Annotated in this window: 20 protein-coding genes and 2 pseudogenes; 16 read left to right on the top strand and 6 right to left on the bottom strand. The window is 70.1% G+C overall.

The window, feature by feature from the left end:
- The first annotated feature begins 37 nt into the window (after positions 1-37).
- The 4 genes from WMF12_RS11270 (at position 38) to WMF12_RS11285 (ending at position 6,279) form a co-directional block, all read left to right on the top strand.
- A complete protein-coding gene (locus WMF12_RS11270) occupies positions 38-622 on the top strand; it encodes a malonic semialdehyde reductase (RefSeq protein ID WP_437870686.1) in 585 nt (194 codons plus the stop codon).
- A 161-nt stretch (positions 623-783) separates the two neighbouring features.
- Positions 784-1,875, top strand: coding sequence for an SDR family oxidoreductase (locus WMF12_RS11275; RefSeq protein ID WP_437870687.1), 1,092 nt, complete (start codon positions 784-786; stop codon positions 1,873-1,875).
- Positions 1,876-2,588: 713 nt separating this feature from the next.
- A complete protein-coding gene (locus WMF12_RS11280; protein ID WP_437870688.1) occupies positions 2,589-5,573 on the top strand; it encodes a penicillin acylase family protein in 2,985 nt (994 codons plus the stop codon).
- Between the two features lie 244 nt (positions 5,574-5,817).
- Positions 5,818-6,279: a DUF4440 domain-containing protein gene (locus WMF12_RS11285; protein ID WP_437870689.1), complete on the top strand. Its 462-nt coding sequence runs from the start codon at positions 5,818-5,820 to the stop codon at positions 6,277-6,279.
- A 210-nt stretch (positions 6,280-6,489) separates the two neighbouring features.
- Here the strand turns inward: WMF12_RS11285 and WMF12_RS11290 are convergent, their stop codons facing one another.
- Complete coding sequence (locus tag WMF12_RS11290; protein ID WP_437870690.1) at positions 6,490-6,999, bottom strand: hypothetical protein; 510 nt, start codon at positions 6,997-6,999, stop codon at positions 6,490-6,492.
- A gap of 177 nt (positions 7,000-7,176) precedes the next feature.
- On the opposite strand from WMF12_RS11290, the gene WMF12_RS11295 reads away from it, so the two are divergent.
- Positions 7,177-7,530 carry a hypothetical protein gene (locus WMF12_RS11295; RefSeq protein ID WP_437870691.1) on the top strand — a complete coding sequence of 118 codons (354 nt, stop codon included), beginning with the start codon at positions 7,177-7,179 and terminating at the stop codon, positions 7,528-7,530.
- Positions 7,531-7,551: 21 nt separating this feature from the next.
- On the opposite strand, the gene WMF12_RS11300 is transcribed toward WMF12_RS11295, so the two are convergent.
- On the bottom strand, positions 7,552-8,445 hold the full coding sequence (locus tag WMF12_RS11300) for a LysR family transcriptional regulator (protein ID WP_437870692.1): 894 nt from the start codon (positions 8,443-8,445) through the stop codon (positions 7,552-7,554).
- Between the two features lie 103 nt (positions 8,446-8,548).
- Here WMF12_RS11300 and WMF12_RS11305 point away from each other — a divergent pair, with 103 nt between their 5' ends.
- The 3 genes and pseudogenes from WMF12_RS11305 to WMF12_RS11315 form a co-directional block, all read left to right on the top strand.
- Positions 8,549-9,418 carry an SDR family oxidoreductase gene (locus WMF12_RS11305; RefSeq protein WP_437870695.1) on the top strand — a complete coding sequence of 290 codons (870 nt, stop codon included), beginning with the start codon at positions 8,549-8,551 and terminating at the stop codon, positions 9,416-9,418.
- A gap of 41 nt (positions 9,419-9,459) precedes the next feature.
- On the top strand, positions 9,460-9,933 hold the full coding sequence (locus WMF12_RS11310; RefSeq protein WP_437870697.1) for an SRPBCC family protein: 474 nt from the start codon (positions 9,460-9,462) through the stop codon (positions 9,931-9,933).
- A gap of 3 nt (positions 9,934-9,936) precedes the next feature.
- Positions 9,937-10,026, top strand: a pseudogene (locus tag WMF12_RS11315) (flavin reductase); the annotation flags it as partial.
- 182 nt (positions 10,027-10,208) lie between these two features.
- Here WMF12_RS11315 and WMF12_RS11320 read toward each other — a convergent pair.
- A pseudogene (locus tag WMF12_RS11320) lies at positions 10,209-10,709 on the bottom strand (RNA polymerase subunit sigma-70); the annotation flags it as partial.
- Between the two features lie 102 nt (positions 10,710-10,811).
- The gene (locus WMF12_RS11325) at positions 10,812-11,168 is read right to left on the bottom strand and encodes a YciI family protein (protein ID WP_437745607.1); all 357 of its coding nucleotides are present in this window, start codon (positions 11,166-11,168) and stop codon (positions 10,812-10,814) included.
- A gap of 363 nt (positions 11,169-11,531) precedes the next feature.
- On the opposite strand from WMF12_RS11325, the gene WMF12_RS11330 reads away from it, so the two are divergent.
- Positions 11,532-12,254 carry an SAM-dependent methyltransferase gene (locus WMF12_RS11330; RefSeq protein WP_437870700.1) on the top strand — a complete coding sequence of 241 codons (723 nt, stop codon included), beginning with the start codon at positions 11,532-11,534 and terminating at the stop codon, positions 12,252-12,254.
- Positions 12,255-12,517: 263 nt separating this feature from the next.
- Positions 12,518-13,423, top strand: a complete 906-nt coding sequence (locus WMF12_RS11335) for a hypothetical protein (RefSeq protein WP_437870701.1) — start codon at positions 12,518-12,520, stop codon at positions 13,421-13,423.
- Between the two features lie 317 nt (positions 13,424-13,740).
- Here the strand turns inward: WMF12_RS11335 and WMF12_RS11340 are convergent, their stop codons facing one another.
- On the bottom strand, positions 13,741-15,216 hold the full coding sequence (locus tag WMF12_RS11340; protein ID WP_437870702.1) for a basic secretory protein-like protein: 1,476 nt from the start codon (positions 15,214-15,216) through the stop codon (positions 13,741-13,743).
- Between the two features lie 568 nt (positions 15,217-15,784).
- On the opposite strand from WMF12_RS11340, the gene WMF12_RS11345 reads away from it, so the two are divergent.
- Genes WMF12_RS11345 through WMF12_RS11360 form a run of 4 tightly spaced genes read left to right on the top strand, consistent with a single transcriptional unit; the run spans position 15,785 to position 19,200 of the window.
- Positions 15,785-16,156 (top strand): hypothetical protein, encoded by a 372-nt coding sequence (locus WMF12_RS11345; protein WP_437870703.1) that lies wholly within the window; start codon positions 15,785-15,787, stop codon positions 16,154-16,156.
- A gap of 29 nt (positions 16,157-16,185) precedes the next feature.
- Positions 16,186-17,301: a type III polyketide synthase gene (locus WMF12_RS11350; protein WP_437870704.1), complete on the top strand. Its 1,116-nt coding sequence runs from the start codon at positions 16,186-16,188 to the stop codon at positions 17,299-17,301.
- A gap of 4 nt (positions 17,302-17,305) precedes the next feature.
- Entirely contained in the window at positions 17,306-18,040 is a 735-nt protein-coding gene (locus WMF12_RS11355) for a methyltransferase domain-containing protein (RefSeq protein ID WP_437870708.1), read from the top strand.
- Positions 18,037-19,200: an NAD(P)/FAD-dependent oxidoreductase gene (locus tag WMF12_RS11360; protein WP_437745614.1), complete on the top strand. Its 1,164-nt coding sequence runs from the start codon at positions 18,037-18,039 to the stop codon at positions 19,198-19,200. Before WMF12_RS11355 ends, WMF12_RS11360 begins: the two co-directional genes overlap by 4 nt.
- 78 nt (positions 19,201-19,278) lie before the next feature.
- Here WMF12_RS11360 and WMF12_RS11365 read toward each other — a convergent pair whose 3' ends face one another.
- The gene (locus tag WMF12_RS11365) at positions 19,279-19,851 is read right to left on the bottom strand and encodes a hypothetical protein (protein WP_437870712.1); all 573 of its coding nucleotides are present in this window, start codon (positions 19,849-19,851) and stop codon (positions 19,279-19,281) included.
- Between the two features lie 480 nt (positions 19,852-20,331).
- Here WMF12_RS11365 and WMF12_RS11370 point away from each other — a divergent pair, with 480 nt between their 5' ends.
- On the top strand, positions 20,332-21,030 hold the full coding sequence (locus WMF12_RS11370) for an RNA polymerase sigma factor (RefSeq protein WP_437870714.1): 699 nt from the start codon (positions 20,332-20,334) through the stop codon (positions 21,028-21,030).
- Positions 21,027-22,268 carry a FecR domain-containing protein gene (locus tag WMF12_RS11375; RefSeq protein ID WP_437870716.1) on the top strand — a complete coding sequence of 414 codons (1,242 nt, stop codon included), beginning with the start codon at positions 21,027-21,029 and terminating at the stop codon, positions 22,266-22,268. Before WMF12_RS11370 ends, WMF12_RS11375 begins: the two co-directional genes overlap by 4 nt.
- The last annotated feature ends 60 nt before the right edge of the window (positions 22,269-22,328 follow it).

The raw sequence follows: 22,328 nt of genomic DNA on the forward strand, positions 1-22,328 counted from the left end.
TCGCCCCACCTCACCCACGTACCACCGAGCAAGCATCATGAGCGACCAACTCCTCCAGCAAGTCCTCCTCGAAGCCCGCACCCACAACGGCTGGCTCCCCGAGCCCATCGACGACGCGACCCTGCACCGCCTCTACGAGGCCCTGCGCCTCGGCCCGACCGCGGCCAACAGCGTGCCGGCGCGGCTCGTCTTCGTAAAGAGCCCTGAGGCCAAGGAGCGCCTGCGCCCCTGCCTCGCGGAGGGCAACGTCGAGAAGACCATGAGCGCGCCCGTCACCGCGATCATCGCTTACGACACGCGCTTTCACGAGAAGATGCCGAAGCTCTTCCCGGCGCGCCCGACGATGGGCGAGGCCCTCGCCGGGATGCCGCCGGAGCAGCGCGACTTCTTTCTCCTCCAGAACGCCTCGCTCCAGGCCGGCTACCTGATCCTCGCGGCCCGCGCGCTCGGGCTCGACTGCGGGCCGATGGGCGGCTTCGACCGGGAGAAGGTCGACGCCGCGTTCTTCGCCGACGTGCCGTGGAGATCGATCCTCCTCATCAACCTGGGCCACGGCGATCCGGCGAAGCTCTACCCGCGCAACCCCCGCCTCGATTTCGAAGAGGCCTGCCGTATCGCGTAGTCGACCGGTCCCCGCCGGAAAGCAGACGGAGGCCGGACGAGCAGCGCCACGAGGGCGGGGAGGAGGTTCAGGTTGATGCTCCGTAGTTCGATCTCGCTCATGCCTGGCATGAGATAGATCCCATTTTCCTCATGGGTCCAGCGACGCATGCTGGGCGGCCTATGAGAGCGTGCGATGTCGAGGTCGTGGTGACGGGGGGTACGGGATTCATCGGGCGCTGGCTGCTGGCCGAGCTGACCCGGACGAAGGCCGTGGCGGCGCCGGTGCGCCGGGCGCGGCAGCGGGCCGCCGAGCTTTCCGCGTTCGTCGACGCGCACGGCGGCGATTCGCGGCGGCTCCTGGTGGTCGAGGGTGATGTCGAGGCGGCGTCGCTCGGTCTGTCGGAGCGCTTCGAGCAGGTGCGCGACGTCTATCACCTGGCGGCGCGCTTCGCCTTCGGGCTCGGCGTGCAGGAGGCGCGGCGCTGCAATGTCGAGGGCTCGCTGCACGCCGCCGAGTGGGCGCTCGGGCGGCCCCACCTGCGGCGCTTCGTCTACCTCGGCGGCTACCGCATGATGCACGCGAGCGCCCGGTCGGGCGCGGAGAGCGTGCTGACCGAGCGAGCGCGGGACCGGCTCTACCGCCAGCACGGCGCGTACGAGGGGTCGAAGCACGAGTCGTTCCTCGCCGTGCGCCGCTTCGTGGCCGAGCGCGGGCTGCGCTGGACGGCCGTGCACCCGAGCAGCGTCATCGGCGACTCGCGCACCGGCGAGACCACGCAGCTCACGGGCGTCGGCGAGATGGTCGAGCAGCTCTGGCGGGGCCGCCTGCCGGCCCTGGTCGGAAGCGAGCGCACCTTCCTGCCCCTGGTGACGGTCGACTACCTGGCGCGCTTCCTGGCGAGCGTGCCCGAGCGCCCGGAGACCGCGGAACAGGACCTCTGCGTCCTCGACCAGGCGACTCCGCGGCTGCCGGCGCTGGTCCGCGGCATCGCCGCCCACCTGAGGCGCAGCCCCCCGGCGTGGGTGCTGCCTCTCGGCCTGGTGCGCCTGTTGCCGGAGGCGCTCACCGGGGTGACGCGAGAGAGCCTGTCGTTCCTCGCCGAGGATGCGTATGACACCAGCGCGGCCGACGCCCACGCCCGCGCGGTCGGCCTGGTGATGCCGCCGATCCACACCAGCGTGGAGCGCTGGTGCGACTACCTGGTGACGACGCGCTTCGGCGCCACACCCGGGAACGCGCCCGGCCGCCGGCCGGCGTCCTCCGTCGCCTGATCTGCGATCGGGGCCGCCGCCGGCCCGGAGCGGAGCGCCCGTGAAGCGCGCGCACGACGTCGGGTGAGAGTGCCCACGCGCGTGGGTCATCCGTCTTGTTTTCGTCGAGCACCACGGCGCCGCGCTCGAGATCGAGATCGGACGGCTCCAGCCTTCCGGCCTCGTCTGCCCGCATCCCCTCGCGAATCAGGAAGCCATGATAGCTCCGATAAGACAGCGGAATATCCACCGCTGCCACGAGGCGCCTATCCTCCGCTCCCTGTCCGCGCCGCCACGGGGGGCAGCGCACGCCCGTCGCGCTGACACGCTGATGAGCTTCCCGCTACAGCGTGACGAAGGGGGGCGAGCTCGGTCAACGCGTCCGATCGGGAGGAAGCACGTCTCAAGTGGCTCCGCACACTCGTCGACCTCGTCCTGACTGAAAGGGCCTCCCGGACCGCAGTCCCTTGCCTCCTCGGCGAGCCGGGGGACCAAGGTAAGATTCAGACGGCTTGGCGCGGCGGCGGTCCGGTACGGGCCGCGGCGGCGTCTGCGTGTCATGCTGGCCCAGACACCGCGCCAAGGCACGCTCCCTCTTGCCGGTCGTGCCCAGGCCCATGTTGCCGCGAAAGGAGCTCCGAACCCTACCTCGCTTGACGACGTGCTGTTCCAGCCACCGCGTCGCGCGGCGACACCGCCGCGGTGGCTCGCTTCCATCCCACCAAGGAGCGTTCATGCGACTGTCATTATCTTCGGCACATTGCGTCCTCGCCTTGGTCACCGGGCTCACGGGCATGCTCGGGTGCTCGGACGACCGTGGTCCCGGCAGCAGCGCGCCCGACGCGGGCGCGCCCAGCGATCCCGACGCCGGCGCGCCCGACGGCAGCCCGCCCTCCTCCGCGACGTTCGGTCCACTCGGCGATCGGCCGGATCTGCCCGTCGACGGGCGGCTCACCATCGACGGCCTGCTCTCTGCCGTCGATGTCGTCCAGGACAGGGACGGTAGGCCCCATATCTATGCCGAGGACCTCGTGGACGCGATGCGCGTCGAAGGGTATCTGACGGCGCGCGACCGCGCGCTTCAGCTCGAGATCTTGCGGCGCACCGCCCAGGGGAGGCTCGCAGAGCTCTTCGGCGACCTCGATCCCACCACCATCGATCAGGACATCGCTCTCCGCCATGTAGGGCTCGGTCGGATCGCCAGGGCCCAGTACGACGCGCTCCCCGAGGGGGAGCTCCGCCAGATGCTCGACGCGTACGCGGACGGGGTGACCCAGGTGTTCAGGAAGATCCGCTCCGGGGACATCCTCCTCCCCGAAGGCGCGACGGGGATACCCGTCAAGGCGTTCACCGACTGGAGCGGCGTCGACTCGCTCGTGATCAGCCGCTTCCAGAGCTACCTCCTGTCGTTCGACGCCGAGCTGGACATCACCATGCAGCAGTTCTTCGACGCCGCCCGGACGACGTTCGCGTCGAGCAGCGCCGATCCGCTCGCGCAGAAGCGCGCCGGCTTCGAGCGGGACTTCCTGAGGTTCGCCCCCTCCGAGCCCGCGGTGACCAGCAGCGGCTATCCCGCCTCCCCGGCGCGGGAGAAGGCGCAAAAGGCGGAGGACAAGGCGGCGAAGAGAGCGTCTCGCGCGCGACGACCGGGCCGCGCCGCGCCGGGCCGCGCGAAGCTCATTTCGTCGCTGACCGGCTACCTGAGCGCGGTCCAGCGCGCCAGGAGCAAGGTCGCCCCGGAGGGCTTCGGCTCGAACAACTGGGCCATCCACGCGAGCCGGAGCGCGACGGGGCACGCGCTCGTGGCCAGCGATCCCCACCTGTCGCTGAGCGCGCCGGCCGTCTGGTATGCCGTCTCGATCCATGTCACCGCGCCCGAGGGCAAGGACGCGAGCCGCGATGTTCACGTCGGGGGCGTCACCTTCCCCGGGATTCCGGGGATCATCCTGGGCCACAACGAGCACGTCGCGTGGGGAGCGACGGTCGCGATGTACGATGTCACCGATGTCTATGCCGAGAAGCTCACGCCCGACGGCAAGGCCGTGCTCTTCAAGGGCAATCCAGTGCCCCTCCAGACGGTCGAGGAGGTCATCGCGATCGCCGGCAGGGAGCCCTATACCTACCGTGTCCCGATCGTGCCCCATCACGGCCCGCTCCTGCCGACCATCGTCGACCACGCGGTGGTGGATCCGGACCCGGCCGTGGGGGCGCTCAGCGTCCGCTGGACGGGGCTGGAGCCGACGAAGGAGCTGGAGGCCATCTTCGGCCTGCTGCGCGCTCGCTCGGTCGATGATGCGCAGGAGTCGCTCTCGAAATTCAGCGTCGGCGCGCAGAACTGGGTGATGGGCGACGCCGCGGGCGACATCCTCTGGACGACGCACGCGGCGATCCCGACGCGGTCTCGCGAGGCGTTCGCCTGGGACGCGGCCACCTATACGGGCGTCCTCCCCTGCATGGTGCTCCCCGGCGACGGGACGGCGGAGTGGACCGGGACGCTCCCCGAGCACCTCATCCCCCGGGCGAAGAACCCGCCGGCGGGATACATCGCCACGGCGAACAACGACCCCATCGGGGACTCCCTGGACAACGATCCATCGAACGGCGCGCTCCCCGACGGCACCCCCATGTACCTGGGTTGCAGCTTCGACATCGGGTTTCGCGAGGGCCGCATCCAGGAGCGGATCGATGCCCACGAGGGACCTCTGTCGCCGGAGGATTGCGCGGCGATCCAGGGCGACATCAAGTCGGCGCTCGGCGCGAGGCTCGTGCCTCACCTCCTCCGCGCCGTGGACCGCGCCGACGAGGAGCGCGCGACGCCCGGTACTCACGCCGATCTGAGCGCGCTCGTCGCGGACGCCACAGCCGACGACCTGCAGCGCATCGCCGCCCTGCGGGCGCTCCTCGACGGCTGGGGCAAGGAGGCGGACTACAAGGCGGCCGCCGGCATCGATCTCGATACCGCCATGCCGCTCGCGGACGAGGGCGATGGCCCCGGCGCGATCGACGCCCGCGCCTCGGAGGCGACCTTGGTCTTCAACCTCTGGCTCGTCCGGGTGGTGCGCCGGGTGCTGGGCGACGAGCTCGGCCAGATGGGCTTCTCGTCGTTCTCCCGGGAGCTGTCGGCGAAGGCGCTCCTCCACCTGTTCTCCGCCGATCGGGAGCAGCTCGCCACCTTCGATCCGGCCGTGCAGGACAGCACGCTGTGGGACGACATGGGCACGCCAGCGGTCGAGTCCAGGGACGAGCGCGTGCTGCGCGCCCTGCTCGACGCCCTCGCCTGGCTCGATCGACAGGGCGGCTCCGGGGCTGCGGCGCCCCGCTGGGGCGCCTTTCACACGGTCACCTTCGACGCGCTCGTCCCCCTCTTCAGCAGCCTCAGCATCCCTCCGTCGAGCGATCCCCTCTGGAGCGGCGGCTTTCCGCGCGGCGGCGACGAGTTCGCGGTGGACTCCTCGGATTATCGCCTCTCGTGGGCGCTCGACGAATCACCGGATTTCCGGTACGTCCACGGCCCGTCGCAACGGCTCGTCGTGGAGCTCGACCCGGCGGGGCCGAAGGCGTGGAACGCCATTCCCGGAGGCAATGTCTGGGACGCCGAGAGCCCACATTTCCGCGATCAGGCGGAGCTCTGGCGAAAGAACCAGACGCGCCTGGTGCCGTTCCTGCTCCCCGACGTGATCCAGGCGAAGGAGTCGCGCACGGTGGTCGAGGCGCCGTAGCCGGCGCGTCCTCCGAGGCCCACCCCGGGCCGGTATCTGTCACGTGACGATCCGAGCACGCGATCGAAGCGAGGCCTCGGGTGTCGTCGATCATCGTTCACGTCGCCGGTCGCGAGCGCCACGGCGTTGGAGCCGCTGTTGTACGTTATGTCAACTGCCGGCCGTTGGCGGGAAACTCTTGACAGGTCGGCATGCCTTTGCGCGGGCTATCCTCTGAAGACCCCTTGATGGAGGCCGGCTTGCCATGACCCGCAGCGAGGACGAGCGCGCCATCGACGCCGTCGTACACGCGTTCTTTCAGGCCTTTGGAAACAAGGGTGGAGTCCGACCGGACCTCGACGCGCTGCGCGCGCTCTTCCTCGCGGAGGGCGTGATCATCAAGACCTGCGGAGAACCACCGACGATCTACGACCTCCGCTCGTTCATCGAGCCCAGGGAGAAGCTCTTGACGAGCGGGGAGCTGGTCGATTTCTCCGAGGAGGAGGTCTGGGGGAGGACGGACCTCTTCGGGAACATCGCGCAGCGCTTCTGTGTTTATCGCAAGTCCGGGCTGCTCTCGGGGCAGCGCTTCGAGGCGAAGGGCACGAAGTCCATCCAGCTGGTCAAGACGCCCGCCGGCTGGAAGATCAGCGCGGTTGCCTGGGACGACGAGCGGGAAGGGCTGAGCGTCCCTCCGGCTCAGGACGTCACACGACGCGGCCTGTAGCCGACAGGCGCTCGCTCCTCGGAAGGCCATCGCGAGATCAGAAGCCCGTCGCTAGAATGCCGGCGGTTCTACGAGGCCTGCGGCGCGCGGCGCGTGGGCGAGAAGGGCTCTGCCAGCATCCCTGGCCGGCTGCTCCCGCTGCCGTCGACCTGCGCGCGTGACGCGGGCGCTCCCCTGCGCGAGGTCGTCCACCGCGGTGGACATCGGGGATCACGCGTCCGGTCGTCGGCCGTCGCCGATGTAGAGCGGCTCGTCGTCGGGCCGAAGCTCGATCGGCGGCGGCGACGCGCGATGGCCGTCCCGCTCGTCGTTCGCGTCGAGCCCGATCGAGACGGCGGCGGTGCCCGCGACGAGCACGGGCTGCCCCACCTCGATGACCGTCTCCCGATAGCGCACCGCGCCGTGAAAGCCGGCGAAGAACGACGCGCGCTCGAGGCCGTAGCGCTTGCGAAAGGCGTCGACGTGGTCGGCGGCGTCCGGGGGCGGCTCGGCGTCCGCGAGGTCGAAGCGCACGTGGCCGCTCGGGCGGACGAGCGCCTGGCCCGTGCCGTCGTCGAGGGCGAAGTCGGGGGCCCACTCGGCGTCGTCGTCGACGACCCAGACGAAGCCCAGGTTGTTGAGGCCGAAGCCGCCCTTGCGCTCCTGCCGCCAGCGTACGACCCGGAAGGCGACGCACGGGCGCCCGCTGAAGGGCGAAACGAGCGGCTCGCCGACGGGCATCGCTCGGCCCCTCGCGGCGGTAAAGCGGGCTGGCCGCAGCTGCGCGATCGATTCGACGCACGCCCGGCGCAGGCGCTCTCGCCCGGCGCGCCGCAGCGCCCATCGAAGCCCGGCCCCGCCGAGGCCGAGCGCCAGAGCGACACCCAACGCGGAGAGGAGCAGGGCTTCCACGAGGGCATGATCGCTCAGAGCGCGTGGCTCGGCCAGGGCGACGCCCGTTCGCGCGAGGCGGCCGACGGGAGCCGCGCCGGGGTATCGTCGCCGCCCATGCGCGATCGCCAGCAGGTGTGGCGCCAGACGCGGGCCCGGCTGCACCCGGAGCGCATCGCCCGGCGGGAGGACGCGCTCGCACGAGCGAGCATGCCGATCGAGGGCCCCCTCGGGCAGCTCGACGAGACCGGCCTCCGGCGGCTGCTCCAGCGCTTCTCGCCCGCGCCATGCTCACCCTCCGGCAACTCGAGCTGGCGCGGGCGCCTCGCTCTGGAAAAGAGGCTGCCGTGGATCGCAGTGGAAGTAAGTGCCGTAGCGTAGAAGGCGGCGGGGTTAGCCGCCTTATGCCCCGATATAGGCCGCCAGCTCGTCAGGCTTTCCCATGGGAAAGGCTTCCTTCAAATAGTCGAGGAAGGCGGACACACGAGCGCTCAGCAGCCGCCGGGACGGATAGAGCGTCCACACGGCGATGTCTGGGCCGTCCACATCGCCCCAATGCACCAGAGTTCCAGCGGCCAGATCGCGACTTACAAGTGAAATGGGGAGGCGTCCGGCGCCGACGCCCGCTCGGACAGCATCGCGGACCATGAAGAGCGACGATAGGCGCAGGACTGGATCAACCACGATGCGCGATCTTCCGGCTGGCGCCACGACATCCCAGGCTGCAGTCCGGTCGCCTGCCCCCCGCACTACAGCCGGAACAGCGAGATTGTCCGCCGGTCGAGCGAGGCCCGGGCTCGCGACGACCACCAGCCGATCGCGCAGCAAGATTCGTCCGACAAGGCTTTCATCCGGATCCGGATTGACCCGGATCACCAGGTCGTAACCTTCCTCCACCATGTCGACGGTCCGATCTTCCGTCGTGACCTCAAGCCGGACCTCCGGATATTTCAGCGCGAACCCGGCCGCAAGCTTGCCCATCGCGGCCTGCGAGAAGAGCAAAGGCGCGCTGATTCGTAACTTGCCTCGCGGCCGATCCCCACCCGAGGCGATCGCTGCCGCAGTCTCGTCGAGCTCGGTAAGCAATGCCCCCGTTCGCTCAAAGAGCGCCCGTCCTTCCTCGGTGAGCTTCAGCGTGCGCCCCCCGCGCTCGAAGAGACGCAGGTCGAGGGCGGCCTCCAGCTCCGCGACCCGGCGGGACAGGGTCGCTTTCGGGCGCCCCGCGGCGCGTGCGGCTCGTCCGAAGCCTCCGTGTCGGGCGACGAGGCTGAAATCAGCGAGAGCGAGCAGATCCATGCGTTCCACCGGTGAGACGGTCTGTCTCAAAATAACGTCTATCGGCGCGAATGTAAACCACTAATTTACAGGGTGTCTTTTGACCCCAACCAGAGTGATCCCCATGTCCATCCTCGTCACCGGCGCGACCGGCACGGTCGGCCGCCAAGTTGTCGAACAGCTCGCGAAGCGCGGCGCCGACGTGCGCGCTCTCGTCCGCGATCCCGCCAAAGCCAACTTCCCGGCGGGCGTCGCCGTCGCGCAGGGCGACCTGCTCGACGTCGACTCGCTGCGGAGCGCCTTCTCGGGCGTCTCCACACTCTTCCTGCTCAACGCCGTGGTGCCTGACGAATTCACCCAGGCCCTGATCGCGCTCAACCTCGCCCGCGAGGCCGGCATCGAGCGGATCGTCTACCTGTCGGTGATCCACAGCGACCTCTACGTGAACGTGCCGCACTTCGCGGGCAAGTTCGCCGTCGAGCGCATGATCGAGCAGATGGGCTATAGCGCCACCATCCTGCGTCCCGCGTACTTCATGAACAACGATCTCACGATCAAGGACGTGGTGACCGGATACGGCGTCTACCCGATGCCGATCGGCGGCAAGGGGCTCGCCATGATCGACGCGCGCGACATCGGCGAGATCGCGGCCGTCGAGCTGATCCGCCGCGAGCAGGCCGCCGCCCCGCTTCCCCTCGACCGGATCAACCTCGTCGGTCCCGACACGCTGACCGGTGCGGACGCCGCGGCCATCTGGACGGAGGTCCTCGGGCGCCCGATCTCCTATCCTGGCGATGACACCGCCGGGTTCGAGCAGAACCTCCGGCGGTTCATGCCGAGCTGGATGGCCTTCGACATGCGCCTGATGAGCGAGCGCTTCCTCACCGAGGGCATGCTCCCCGAGGCCGGCGATGTAGCACGTCTCACCACGCTCCTGGGACGCCCCCTGCGCTCCTACCGCGACTTCGCCGCCGAGATCGCGACCTCGGCCTGACGGCCGAGCGATGCTCGACACTCACGACAAGGAATATCATCATGATCTATTCGACCGCCACTGTCCCTGTGAACCCGGAAGGCGAGACCGAGCTGACCCGCGCGCAGGCATGGGAGGGCCTGGTCCTCAAGGCCCGCGACGCCCGCCTGTTCCTCCCGCCCGGCCTCTGCACCCGTTGCGACGTCGTCGAGGAGAGCGGTTCTCACATCGTGCGTGAAGCCACGATCGCAGGCGGCGACCTGCGCGAGATCATCACGTTCGAGCCGCAGAGCAAGGTCACTTTCTTCCAGGCCACCGGTCCCCGCGAGGGCGCGATCATCAACGAGCTGTTCGAGGACGCCGACGGCACGCTCCAGCTCCGCTTCTACTGCTACCTCGGCCTGCGCGGCAAAGAGCCGAACGGCCCCGAGGAGCAGGCCGAGCAGGAGTGGATGGACAGCGATAAGGGCTACAAGAGCGCCTTGCTGTCAACGCTGAAGCGCACCCGCGAACTGCTCGCGGAGGGCCGGCTCTGAGCACCCGCCAGCCCATTCCGCGAGGTGACCCTCCTCTCGTCCGCGATGCGCGCGCTCGTGAGCGCAATGAAGATCGAGCAAGTCTCACGTCTGACCTGGTGAAAGCAACTCAGCGCGATCAGACCTGTCGTTCTCCGTGATGAAGCACGAAATCAGCTCGTCGGACGCAGGCCATGCAGGCGATGCGTGCCATGTTCGCCGCAGCACCGAAGCTCAAGCGACGGCGGCGGGCGCCACACGCCCGACAATCGTCGCCTACCTGATGCCGAGGAGCCTCAGGTCGCTCGCAGCGACGCCAACCGTTTCAGGAGGTATGCCTTCAGGGCCTCGTCGGTCGTGAGTCCGACGGCGATGGTCAGCGCCTCGACGGCCGGGGCCGTGTCGCCGGCGCGGGAGAGCAGGTGACCCTTCGCGGCCCAGTAGGGCTGGTAGGAGAGCATGCGGTTATCGGCCTCAAGCGGCGTCAGATCGGCAAGTGCGGCGCGCGGGCCGTCCACCTCGGCGCGCGCGACTGCCCGGTTGAGGATGACCACCGGCGAGCCGGTGAGCGCCAGCAGATGGTCGTAGAGCGCAACCACCGCCGGCCAGCTGGAGACGCCGGCCAGGCGGCGGGCGACATGCGCGGAATGGATCGCCGCCTCGATCTGGTAGCGACCGCTCGGCCCCGCAGCGTTCGCCTGATGTAGCAGGTCTTCGGCGAGCGCGATCAGTGAGTTGTTCCAGAGACCTGTGTCCTGTTGTTCGAGCGGCACATAGGCGCCGGCCGCGTCGCGCCGGGCCGCGCGGCGGTGTAGAACATCAGCGCCAGCATGCCCTTCGCCTCGGGTTCGTCGGGGAGCAGGGAGACGACCATGCGGCCATGCCCTCGCCCGACACCATCAGCGCTTCCCACCCGCCTGGGGATCCATGACGGGACGGATCTCGATCGACCCGTATTTGCTCGACGGGCAGCGCTTGGCCCAGGCGATCGCCTCGTCGAGGCTCGGGGCTTCGACGAAGAAGTAGCCGGCGAATTGCTCCTTCGTGTCCGCATAGGGGCCATCGAGCACATCGGTCTTGCCGTCGTGCTGGCGCACGGTGGTCGCCGCCGAGCTCGGCTGCAGACGCTCACCCGGAGCAGAGCCGGCGGCCTTGGCCAGCGCCTCGTTGAAGGCCGCGTATTCGGCCCAGAGCTCCTTCTGCGGGGCCGCGGCGAGGGCGGGTTCGTCGTGGTGGATCAGCATCATGAATCGCATGTCGTTGGCTCCTCCAGCGGAACCGCATGTCCCGCTGTGACAATGACGGGCGAGCCTCACGGATTTCTACCGGCCCCCGAAGAATCTACTCCACAGCGGCGGCGCGCAGAAGAGCGCGAAGCCGACGCGTGGGATCGGGGGCCGTCCTTCGCCCGGGCGGATCGGCCGACGCAGGGTTCGGGCGAACGGTCTATGTGGTCGGCGCTGCGACCTCGGCCCTGTCCGCCCGACGTGGTTCAGCGGGGGTCGCGACAGAAAGCCCCGCCAATCGGATCGAAACCCCCGCCCTGTCGAGGCTGCACGAAGGGTGATACTCCCCTGCTGGAGGCGGTCCGGGCGACCGTCCGCCGAGGAGAAGGCGTGATGAAGACGGACGAGCACGGGAAACACGCAGTGAACTTCGGGCGCGAGCGAGCCTTGAGCTACGACGACCAGGTGCGCCGCTTCTGGGCGGGTTATGGCGTCATGCAGCAGGTCATCGCCGAGGTGATCGCCGCTGCGCTCCCCGACGAGGAGGCCGCGTCGCTGCTGATCGTCGGCGTCGGGACCGGGAGCGAGGTGAAGCCGCTCGCGCGCTACGCGGGGGCCGGCGTTCGTTTCACGGGCGTCGACCCCTCGCCGGAGATGGTCGCCGTCGCGAGAGAGAAGCTCGCGGCGGAAGGCCTCCTCGAGCGGACGAGCCTGCATGCCTGCGAGCTGCGCGATCTCGCGCGCGGGCCCTTGTTCGACGGCGCCCAGATGATCGGCGTCCTGCACCACGTCCCGGGCGATGAGGCGCGCGTCGAGCTCTTGCGGGAGGTCGCCGGGCGCCTGAAGCCGGGGGCGCCCTTCGTGATCGGCTGTCGGACTGGAGACGATCCGCTGCTGAGCGCCGTCGAGGACCGGCGGGCCCTCGCGGAGGGGCGGCCGCCCGAAGCGGCGGAGCAACGACGGAAGGCCATGGCGTCGTTGAAGATGCCGGCCTCGGACGCCGAGGTCTTCGCGCTCCTGGCCCAGGCAGGCTTCATTGCGCCTCGCCTCATCTTCTGCGAGCTGCAAATCAAGACCTGGGTGACGCGCTACGACCCGTCCACGCTCGGCGCGTGACGCGGCGACACGCGGGGCCGCCGCTCCGCCCGATGTCGCTCCTGGTCAACCTGGCAGGGCTCGACGCTGCGGTAAGGGAGAAGGGGAAGCGCGTGGCGGAATGCCGCAGTGAGGCACGCGTGCGGTTCGCGCGTGGAAGGGAATGACAGGCGATGAGGTGCGCTCATCGGGCGCGAGCGCGTTCACGCGAGCTCCTTCCGCGCGTCTCTCTCAACGAACGCTCAGCCCGCACGCCTGGATCGCGCTTTGCAGTTACACAAGACATGCTGCAAGACATGCATCAGCACGCTGCGTTCATCGTGGGAGTCCTGGGTGTCTCGCTGACGCTCGGCTGCGCCGGCGAGCCTGGAACAGCCGAGGCGCTCGGAGAGAGCGCCGATGCGTTTTCAACGGCGCCGGGTGAGCCGAACCACGAAGAGATCACCAGCACCGCGCTGGCGTTCCTGAAGCCTGCAGTGATCAGCGCTCTGAAGATCGGCAACGTGTCGACGGACGCCGAGTTCTACTTCAGTAATGCTGCTCACTTCGATGACTGCAATTTCAGCGGAGGAGCCGCCTTCATCGCCGAGAAGCAAGCCGAGGCGGTGGCGGCGCTGGGCCCGGGCATCGCGCAGCTGGATGGTGATGCGCTGGCATTGCTGGCGTTCTCCCGTTCGCTTCACGCGGTGCAGGACTTCTACGCACACACGAACTGGGTGGAGCTCGGCGGCGACGTCCTCGTGGACCAGTCGCTCACGGCGTTCCCCGCGCTCGCGCCGTACTCCCCGGTGCCGTCGACGGGCTTCATCGTCGTGCAGGGCCACAGGCCGAGGGGGGCGGCGGTGACTCGCGACGACGATGCGCCGTACCCGGAGTACGCGATCGTGACCTTCCGCCAGCGGCGGACGACCGCCTATGGCCTTGTCTCGGGCACGGTCGACTACGAGCCAGGCGACTACTGTCCGCCCCCGGTGGCGATGACCCATGACGAGCTCAGCAAGGACAAGACCTCCTTGACCGATCGCGTCGAGCAGCACCTCGCGGCGAAGTCGCTCGCGATCCAGCAGACGCGTCATGAGTGGTGCCGGCTCAATCAGCTCGCTCACGATGCGTGGGGCGACGCCGGGACCGCGCGCCTCGCGGCGTGGGTGGCCGACCCGAGCTCGGCGCCCGACTGCACCACCGAATGAGGCGGAGGCGTTCTGGCGCGCCTTCGCCCGTCACCACCCGTCACAAGGCGAGGCACGGGGTAGCTCTGTAGCGCATAGGCGTTAACCAAGCTTCGCGCCGCGTTCTCCTACCTCCGAACGTTTACGTGGTCGTGGTCGTGGTCGTGGTCGTGGTCGTCAACGGCAGGCCGTAAACGACCACGACCACGTAAACGTTCACGTTGGTGACCGATGGGGCGGGCTTCGTGCCCTGAACGTGACCGAGCGAGCTTGGTTAACGCTGCTGAGCTCCGGGGCGGAGCCTCAGGCGAGCGCTTCGGCGATAACGCCCGAGGCCATCACTCGACGACGATGGAGGAGATCTTGTCGTTCATGGCGCCCAGGGTTGGCGCATCGGAGGTGTACTGCACCGAGGTGCCGGTGTACCCCGCGTCGTAGTACGCCGTGACCGTGTAGCCGGGGGGCACCTGGATCGAGGAGATCCAGTCGTTTGCGATCGCGCGAGCGCGGATGTCGAGAACGTCGTACTGCCCGCGGTCGAGCACGACCGCCCTGCCGCCGAAGCCATCGTGCTCGTACACGGTGATGCCCGAGGTGGCAGGCGGCGGGGCGTTGTAGTTCGAGTACTGTTGCCACAGGGTCTCCAGATCGTAGCCCGTCAAGTCGACCCACGTCTCGCTCGAGTACTCCCCTTGACGCAGGATGTCGTCGAGCGCGTCGACCACTGGCGGCAGGCCCACGCGGTACGTCGCGTCCATCCATTTGAAGAAGGCGGCCGCATCACCGTAGCCGAAGAGGTAATGCGACCCGTACGTCCATCCGCTCGGGATGGACCAGCCGGCCTCCTCGTTCTTGAGGCCGTAGGCGTCACGCACATAGTCGGCGCCCCCCTCGATGATCCAGCCGGGGACCTCGCCCCAGTACCCGAGCTGGACGACGTGCATCGTCTCGTGCACGACCACGTCCGCGCCCAGCGGGTTGTCGAGCATGAACTGCCTGTTGTAGAAGGTGTTGGTGCCGCTCGCCCAGGCGATGCCGGGCTGGTCGGTGATGTGCAGCCCCACCGTGGTGGCCGCGGCCGGGTTGAAGCGCTGCACGAGCTGCGGGTACACGGTGTAGAACGTGCAAATCATGTCCTCGAGGATGACGTCATTGAAGTTTGGGACGGTGGTGACGTCGAGGGTGTAGGGGCTGCCGTCGCCGCAAGCCGGAGTTGGCGTGCCCCCCTCGAAGCGGAGGTTGTCGAGCACGGTGGCCGTGCTGGAGCGCGGCACGTTCAGCGCCAGCGTGATCCGGAGATCCGAAACTTGCTGCTGAAACGCGCTCTCGAGGTGAGCCGGCACCGCAAACGAGAGCGTGCTCCACGTGTTTACCGGCACGTTCTCCAGCGAGGCCAGGCCCACCCAGGCCCTGTTCAAGCCGAGCGTCGGGCTGCTCACGTACATGTGCACCTGACCCCAGACCGAGCTCACGGGGACCCGGATGTCGAGCGCGAGCTCGTCCGTGACGCCCGACAGGGTGGAGAGCGCCGAAGAGGTCAGCTCCGCGTACGAGAAGTCGCGCAGCCCGAGCGCGGCCGCGCCCTCCGTGTGGTGTGTCGAGGATTCGAGGATCCCGTCCGAGGCCGTCCAGTCGGCCACGTTCTCGAACCCGAAGACCGAGTCCTGCTGCGTCAGCGCGAGCTCGGCTGTCTCGACCGGGGCCTCTTCATGGGGCTCCCCGGCGACGGCGCAGGCGCTCAGCGCCCAGCACGTCAGCAGCAGACTCGCTCGGCTCAGCAGCTTGCGTGTACTGTGATGAATCGATCGTGTCATGTTCCTCGTTGTGCGCGTCTAGAGGGCGTACCCGCGCGAGCGAATCGTCGGATTCATGCGCTCGCCGCGAGCACGCCAGGACGGGAGCCATCGCGATAGGCTCCCGCCAGCCCATCAATGCTGCCGAGGTCCATCGATTCAAGCACCCTTTACATTACTTCACATCGCGAATCGCGACAGCTTTGTTACTCCCGCGGCGCTGCGGCGACGCCTACGTTCCCGGCGAGCCCGAGGCTCGGCGAAAGGAAGGCGCCCATGGCTCAGCACGAAATAGGGGGGAAAGCATCCTACGAACGTGACGTCCGCAGGGTCGTGCGGGGGATCTCGACGTGGCTGCAGGCAGCCAGGGCGGCGGGGAGAGCAACGACATCGAGCGCGTTGAGCGAGCGCCCGCGCAGTTGCGCAGTCGCGCGCCACGGCCGGCGCGATGCCCCGGCTTTTCGTCCCGATCGCGCTGGCACACCCGTCGCCAATGGTCTGGACGGCGCCCGACGCAGGGGAGGGGAGAGCCGCTGTCGCCTCGACAGCGGGGCTCCGCCCTCGGGTCGTGCGGCCAGAGAAGGCCGCGATGGCAGCCATGGAGAAACACATGAAGACGAATCTGAAGATCGAATCGCTCCGCCGTGGTCCCCGGTCCGTTCTCGCGCTGCTCGTCGTGGCGGCCGCGCCGGCGTGCGCCGCCGCGCCGGCGGAGGAGCCCATGGTGGAAGATCCCGCGGGCGAGAGCGTTGACGCGAGCGAAGAAGCGCTGCGCTCGGGCGACGCCGCCGGCGGTCCCGAGCGGTCGTCCCCCGGCCGCCTCCCGGAAAGCGGACGAAACCGCAGTCAGCAGCTGCGGGAACCAGCCGCGTCGACGTCGCGGACGCCACGTTCTCCCTCCGTCGGTCGGCGGCGCAACACCGCAGGTGGCATGCTCCGTGCCTGCTTCTTGCGAGCGTGACCAATTTTAACGACTCACGAAGAGGCCTGGTGCACGGCGATGATGCCTGCCGAGGCTCGGACGCGAAGGGACGGCCGCCGGCAACCGCCTACATCAACCGCATTGCCACGGCCGTGCCTCCGCACGACGTGCACTCCTCTTTTGTCCGCTTCGCGAGCACGCTGTTCAGCGACGAGCGCAGCCGCGTGCTGTTCGGGCGGATGGCGGACAAGGCGCAGATTTCACACCGGTTCTCCGTGCTGGCCCCGAGCGTCGAGGTGGGCGGCGCCTCGGTCGACGCGGGGCGGTTCTACCTGCGCGGCAGCTTCCCGACGACCGCGGACCGCATGCGTTTGTACGAGAAGCACGCGCCGGAGCTCGCCGCGCAGGCCGTCTCCGGCCTCGACCTCGGGAGCGCGGCCCGCCGGATCACCCACGTCATCGTGACGTCGTGTACGGGCTTTTCCGCGCCGGGCATCGACCTCGATCTCGTCGAGCGCTTCGGCCTCGATCCATCGGTCGAGCGCACGACGATCGGCTTCATGGGGTGTTATGCGGCGATCAACGCGCTGAAGCTCGCGCGGCATATCGTGCGGTCAGCGCCCGAGGCGCGCGTGCTCGTGGTGAACGTCGAGCTGTGCACGCTGCACCTGCAGGAGGCCATCGCCATGGATCAGATGCTGTCGTTCCTCCTGTTCGGCGACGGCTGCGCCGCGGCCGTGGTCAGCGCCGAGCCGATCGGGCTCGCGCTCGACCGGCTCCACGCCGTCGTGGTGCCCGGGACGCGCGAGCTCATCACGTGGAACATCCGCGACCTCGGCTTCGAGATGTTCCTGTCCGGCCGCGTGCCGGGCGCGATCGACCGGGGGCTCAAGGCCGCCGCGGGCGCGATCCTGGACGGCGCCGCGCCAGGCGAGATCGACCTCTGGGCGGTGCACCCCGGCGGGCGGTCGGTGCTCGACGCGGTCGAGCGCGCGCTCGAGCTCGGGCCGGCGGCGCTCGCGGCGTCGCGCGACGTGCTCGCGCGCTTCGGCAACATGTCCTCGGCGACCATCATGTTCGTGCTGCAGTCGATCGTCGCTGACGCGCGGCCGGGCATGCGCGGATGCGCCATGTCGTTCGGTCCAGGCTTGACCGCCGAGACGATGCTGTTTCATACGGACTAGACCGATGGGCGCCCTCGACTTCTCGCGTCGATCCACGCTCGACGAGCTGATGGATACCCAGCCCGTGGACTTCGAGGACTTCCGCGCTTGCCTCGTCGATCTGGCGCAGGTCAACCGGCTGACCCTCGCTCACCGGCCGACGTTCGCGTTCCTCGAGCGCCTCGTCGCGCGCGGCCTGCGCGGCCTGCCCAAGGACCGGCCGCTGGAGGTGATCGACGTCGGCAGCGGCTACGGCGACATGCTGCGGGGGATCGACGCGTGGGCCAGAGAGCGCGGCATCGCCGTCTCGCTCACCGGCGTCGACCTCAACCCGTGGTCGCGCCGGTCGGCCGCCGAGGTGACTCCGCCGGGCCGGCCGATCACCTGGGTCACCGCCGACGCCTTCGCCTACGAGCCGCCCGGCGGCATCGACGTCGTGTTGAGCTCGCTCTTCACGCACCATCTCCCCGATCCGGTGGTCGTCCGTTTCCTGGCCTGGATGGAGGCGAAGGCGCGGCTCGGCTGGTTCATCAACGATCTGCACCGCCACCCGCTGCCCTATCACTTCTTCCGCCACCTCTCGCGCCTCGCAGGCTGGCACCGCTTCGTGCAGCACGATGGCCCGGTGTCGATCGCCCGCGCCTTCTCGGCGAGCGACTGGCGGCGTCTCATCGCCGAGGCCGGGCTCGATCCGCGCGCCGTCGAGGTTCGATGGTGGATGCCGTTCCGGCTCACCGTCGGGAGGCTCAAGGTCCCGTGAACGACGCTGTGGTCGTCGGAGGAGGCCTGGCCGGGGCGGCGGTCGCGCTGCTCCTTTCGCAGGCGGGGCGCGAGGTCGCGCTGATCGAGCGCGAGGCCTGCCCGGCGGACAAGGTCTGCGGCGAGTTCCTGTCGCGCGAGGCCGCGCTCTACCTTGCGTCGTTCGGGCTCGATCTGCCGGCGCTCGGCGCCGTGCCTATCGAGGCCGTGCGCCTGGTCGAGCGCGATCGGGTCGCGGCCGCCGCGCTGCCGTTCTCCGCGCTCAGCCTGTCGCGCCGCGTGCTCGACGAGGCGCTGCTCGCGCGCGCCGCCGCGGCGGGCGCGTCGATCCGGCGGGGCGTCCGGGTCCAGGCGCTCACGCGGGCGGGCGCGGGCTGGGGGGCGCGGCTCGAGGACGGCAGCGCGATCGAGGCGCGCGCCGCGTTCCTCGCGACCGGCAAGCACGACGTCCGGGGCCTGAGGCGGCCTTCCGGGCTGCAGGACGATCTCGTCGCCTTCAAGCTGCACTGGCGGCTGTCGCCTCGGCAGGCGGCGGAGCTCGACAGGCACGTGGAGCTCGTGCTGTTCGAGGGCGGTTATGCCGGTCTGCAGCCGGTCGAGGGCGGCCGGGCGAACCTCTGCCTCCTCGTCCGCAAGAGCCGCTTCGCCGCGCTCGGGCAGCGCTGGGACCGCCTCCTTTGCGCGATGCGCGAGGGGTCGCCGCACCTCGACGCGCGGCTCGCGGGCGCGGAGCCGTGCCGGGCGCGGCCGCTCGCGCTCTCGGCGATCCCGTACGGCCATGTCCAGCGCCGCGCGGACGGGATATGGCGCCTCGGCGATCAGGCGGCGGTCATCCCCTCCTTCTCTGGAGACGGCATGTCGATCGCGCTGCACAGCGCGCGGCTCGCGACCACGGCGTACCTCGAAGGGGCGAGCGCGGAGGCGTTCCAGCGCCGGCTCTCGCGCGACGTGCTCGGGCAGGTGCTGCTCGCGACCGGCCTCTCTCACGGCCTCGTGCGGCGGCCCGGCCAGGCGGCGCTCGGCGCGGCGGCGCGCCTTTGCCCGGGCCTCATGGCGGCCGTGGCCGGGCGCACGCGCGTGTCCGAGGCGGCGCTCGTGCGCGGAGGGCTGCCGGTCGCCGCGTTGGAGGGCGGGCTCGGGCCGCTCTGCGCGACACGCTAGCACCAGACGCCGGACTCAGCGCCCGAGGACAAGCTCGTAAAGCGCCCTCGGGCGAGGAGCTGCCCCGGAGCTGCTGACCTACCGCGTCAGGTCGACGTTGTACCTACCGTCGCCGCTCGCGGCGGTGCCCGTGATGTGCGTCGTCCCCGGCTTTCGCTCGACCTCGCTCTCATCGACGGGCGACGGCTGCAGCTCTCCCGTGAAGGTGAGCGAGAGGGTGAGGTCGCCCTCGAGAGCACCCGCCATCGTGAAGCGACCGTTGAGGCTCCCTTCGAGCGTACCGGTCGGAACCTTGCTGAGCTTCATCGAGAGCACAGGCAGCGTTTCGCTCGTGTTGTAGGTAATCTCGCCGTCATCGGAGTAGTCTTTGAGCTCCTCGATGAGGTTCATTGTCTTGTTTGTCGAGGCACCCTGATCGACCTGCCCGCTGATGGTGATCGTGCCCGTTTTCGCACCATTCGCCGTCTGCGGCGCGACATTCGCGCTCGTGGCGGCGTTGAAGCCTTGAAAACCGAGCGTGATCGCCTTGTCAATCGAGTCGTCAAGCCCCTCATAGGCGCGCCGGGCGTCCTCGTCCGAGCTGACGCCGCTCGAGCCGCAGCCGACAAGCACGAGGGAAAGTGTGATGGCGAATTGTGCTGTTCGAAACATTTGAGCCTCCTCCGCTGATGAATACCACGAAAGCAGCGAAAGGGGAGAAACAGTCAGGGCTCGCAGGACCACTGGTGCCAATGACGCGTGATATCAGCGCTCCGCGAGGAGTGCATTCGAACGATCAACGCTGCGCAGCAGTGATAGAGACACCCTTGTGGCAGCTCGTGCGTAATGGCGTGAGTCCGCGTGTCCTGCTGCCGGGCGGCTCGCCCGACCCGCCGTGTCTCCGGAGCTGCTCGGCGGGCATGCTCTCGGCCCTCGGTTCGCTCGATACGAGGGGGCGGCCGCGGAGCGCCGCGGAGCCGCGCCACGGCCGACCGCGGCGGGGGGGCCGCCCTCGAGAGGCGGCCAAGGAGCTGCGCCGGCGGCATCTCCAGCGGGCTCCCGGGAGCGCGCACAGGGGGGTGGGCGGCGGGATCGAGGAAGATCCTCCGCCGTTCAGCCTGCTTTCGGGCGGACCGGCTACTGTGCATGAGCATGGGAACCGCCGAGCCACACCCCGCCAGCCGCCGGCTCAGGCTCGTCTCCGCCCAGGGCGCCGGGGGCCAGCCCGCGCCCGCGCCCGCGCCCGCCAGCGACGAGGAGATCCTGCTCGCCTTCCAGCGCGGCGAACGAGGGATCGGCCTGCGGCTCTACGAGCACCTGCTGCCGGTCGTCGACCGGACCCTGTACCGGATCCTGGGTTGCCGCGAGCAGGACCACGCCGACCTCGTGCAGGGCGCGTTCGAGCAGATCGTGAGCACACTTACCAAACGCCGGTTCGCGGGGGAGTGCAGCCTGGCGGGCTGGGCGTCCGTCATCGCCTGCCATGTCGGGCTGAGCGCGCTGCGCGCCCGCCGGCGCGAGCGGAAGGTCATCGATCGCACGCCGGGGTCGCCGGAGCCTGGCGCCGGGCCCGAGCCGCCCTCGCAGGGCGCCGATCCCGAGCGCGAGGTGAGCGCGCAGCGCGATCTCGAGGCCCTGCGCCAGCACCTCGCGGCGATGGACGGCGACCGCGCGACCGCGCTGCTGCTCCACGCCATGGGCTATTCTCTCAAGGAAATCGCTGACTTGACCGGTGTTTCCGTGGCCGCGGCCCAGTCGCGGCTGTCGCGGGGGCGGCGGGAGCTCCAGGCGCGCTGTGAACCCGAGGCGGCGGCGCGACGCGACCCCGCTCGACCCGAGGAGCCACGATGAAGCAGGACGACGTTGACACCACCCGGGAGGATCGCGCCGCGGCGGCCGGCGTGGACGGCGTGGAGGCCTCGCTGCGGGCGCTGGTCGAGCAGCCGGTGCCGCCGCTGCCCAGGATCCAGGCGAGATACCTCCAGCAGCGGATCGCCGGCCGCATCGACCAGCTCGTCGCCGACGCGGCGGAGCAGCGCGCCCGCGCCGCCCGGCGGAAGCGGGCCGCCGTGGCCGCGGCGGCGCTGGCGGCCGTCCTGGCCGCGGCGGCCGCCGGCGTCTTCATCGTGGTCCGGGCGCGCGACGCCCCGCCCGCCGCGGCGCAGGTGACGGCGCTCCAGGGCTCGGTCGAGATCGCGGCCGGGGGCGCGACCCGCTCGCCGCCGTCGCTCGCCCTCGTGCCGCTCGCGAGCGACGAGGAGCTCCGGACCGGCGAGGGCGCGCGGGCGAAGGCGTCGCTCGCGACGGGCGCCACCGTCGAGGTCGGGCCCTCGACGCGCGTGAGGTTCGCGCCGGCGGGCGCCGGGCGCGACCGCGCGGGTGACGTCGTCGCCCTCGAGCAGGGCAGGATCGCCGTCGACGTGCCGCCGCTGCCGGCAGGCACGAGCCTGTCGGTGCGCACGTCGGACGCCGTGGTCACGGTGCACGGGACGCGCTTCTCCGTCGAGCGGCGGCCCGATACCGCGGGAGAGCCCGCCGAGACGCGCGTGTCGGTCGTGGAAGGGCGGGTCGCCGTGCACCGCGGCGAGGTCGAGCGCTTCCTGAGCCCAGGCGAGACGTGGTCCTCCCGCGACGAGGAGCGCCGGTCGGACAGGCCCGCCGAGGGACGCCCGGGCGACGCGCCGGCGCCGCCTCGCGACCTCGGTCAGGACAGCGCCGCCGGCGAGGGCGGCAGGGGCGACGGGGCCGGCGAGGGCGGCGCGGGGGAGCCGCGCGCGCCGCGCGACGCGCGCCAGGCCCCGTCGCGCGCCTCGCTCACGGCCGAGAACGAGCTGCTCCAGGGCGCGATGGCGGCGCGGAGGCGCGGGCAGCCGAGGCGGGCGATCGAGCGGCTCGACCTCCTCCTCGGCCGCTACCCGGACTCGCCGCTCGCCGAGATCGCCCGCGTGGAGCGCCTGCGCGCGATCGAGATGCTCGGCGACAAGGACCGGACGGCGGCCGAGGCGCGCCGGTACCTCAAGGACTACCCGCAGGGCTTCGGGCGCGAGGAGGCCACGTCCGCCTCCCGCCCCGGCGGCGCTCGCCCGTGAGCGCCCGCGCGCGAGGCCGTCTCGATTTTTGACGAAACCCTGCCTGCTCCCGGCGCCTCC

The organism is Sorangium sp. So ce363 (assembly GCF_051520435.1).
Classification (GTDB): domain Bacteria; phylum Myxococcota_A; class Polyangia; order Polyangiales; family Polyangiaceae; genus Sorangium; species Sorangium cellulosum_B.

Bases quoted from the DNA above. Each gene is read 5' to 3' on its own strand.
- WMF12_RS11365 (WP_437870712.1), bottom strand. From the start codon at position 19,851: ATGTTTCGAACAGCACAATTCGCCATCACACTTTCCCTCGTGCTTGTC.
- WMF12_RS11375 (WP_437870716.1), top strand. From the start codon at position 21,027: ATGAAGCAGGACGACGTTGACACCACCCGGGAGGATCGCGCCGCGGCG.
- WMF12_RS11355 (WP_437870708.1), top strand. From the start codon at position 17,306: ATGGGCGCCCTCGACTTCTCGCGTCGATCCACGCTCGACGAGCTGATG.
- WMF12_RS11325 (WP_437745607.1), bottom strand. From the start codon at position 11,168: ATGCGATTCATGATGCTGATCCACCACGACGAACCCGCCCTCGCCGCG.
- WMF12_RS11335 (WP_437870701.1), top strand. From the start codon at position 12,518: ATGCTGCAAGACATGCATCAGCACGCTGCGTTCATCGTGGGAGTCCTG.
- WMF12_RS11370 (WP_437870714.1), top strand. From the start codon at position 20,332: ATGGGAACCGCCGAGCCACACCCCGCCAGCCGCCGGCTCAGGCTCGTC.
- WMF12_RS11310 (WP_437870697.1), top strand. From the start codon at position 9,460: ATGATCTATTCGACCGCCACTGTCCCTGTGAACCCGGAAGGCGAGACC.
- WMF12_RS11300 (WP_437870692.1), bottom strand. From the start codon at position 8,445: ATGGATCTGCTCGCTCTCGCTGATTTCAGCCTCGTCGCCCGACACGGA.
- WMF12_RS11275 (WP_437870687.1), top strand. From the start codon at position 784: ATGAGAGCGTGCGATGTCGAGGTCGTGGTGACGGGGGGTACGGGATTC.
- WMF12_RS11330 (WP_437870700.1), top strand. From the start codon at position 11,532: ATGAAGACGGACGAGCACGGGAAACACGCAGTGAACTTCGGGCGCGAG.
- WMF12_RS11270 (WP_437870686.1), top strand. From the start codon at position 38: ATGAGCGACCAACTCCTCCAGCAAGTCCTCCTCGAAGCCCGCACCCAC.
- WMF12_RS11295 (WP_437870691.1), top strand. From the start codon at position 7,177: ATGATCGCTCAGAGCGCGTGGCTCGGCCAGGGCGACGCCCGTTCGCGC.
- WMF12_RS11280 (WP_437870688.1), top strand. From the start codon at position 2,589: ATGCGACTGTCATTATCTTCGGCACATTGCGTCCTCGCCTTGGTCACC.
- WMF12_RS11290 (WP_437870690.1), bottom strand. From the start codon at position 6,999: ATGCCCGTCGGCGAGCCGCTCGTTTCGCCCTTCAGCGGGCGCCCGTGC.
- WMF12_RS11340 (WP_437870702.1), bottom strand. From the start codon at position 15,216: ATGACACGATCGATTCATCACAGTACACGCAAGCTGCTGAGCCGAGCG.
- WMF12_RS11305 (WP_437870695.1), top strand. From the start codon at position 8,549: ATGTCCATCCTCGTCACCGGCGCGACCGGCACGGTCGGCCGCCAAGTT.
- WMF12_RS11285 (WP_437870689.1), top strand. From the start codon at position 5,818: ATGACCCGCAGCGAGGACGAGCGCGCCATCGACGCCGTCGTACACGCG.
- WMF12_RS11345 (WP_437870703.1), top strand. From the start codon at position 15,785: ATGGCAGCCATGGAGAAACACATGAAGACGAATCTGAAGATCGAATCG.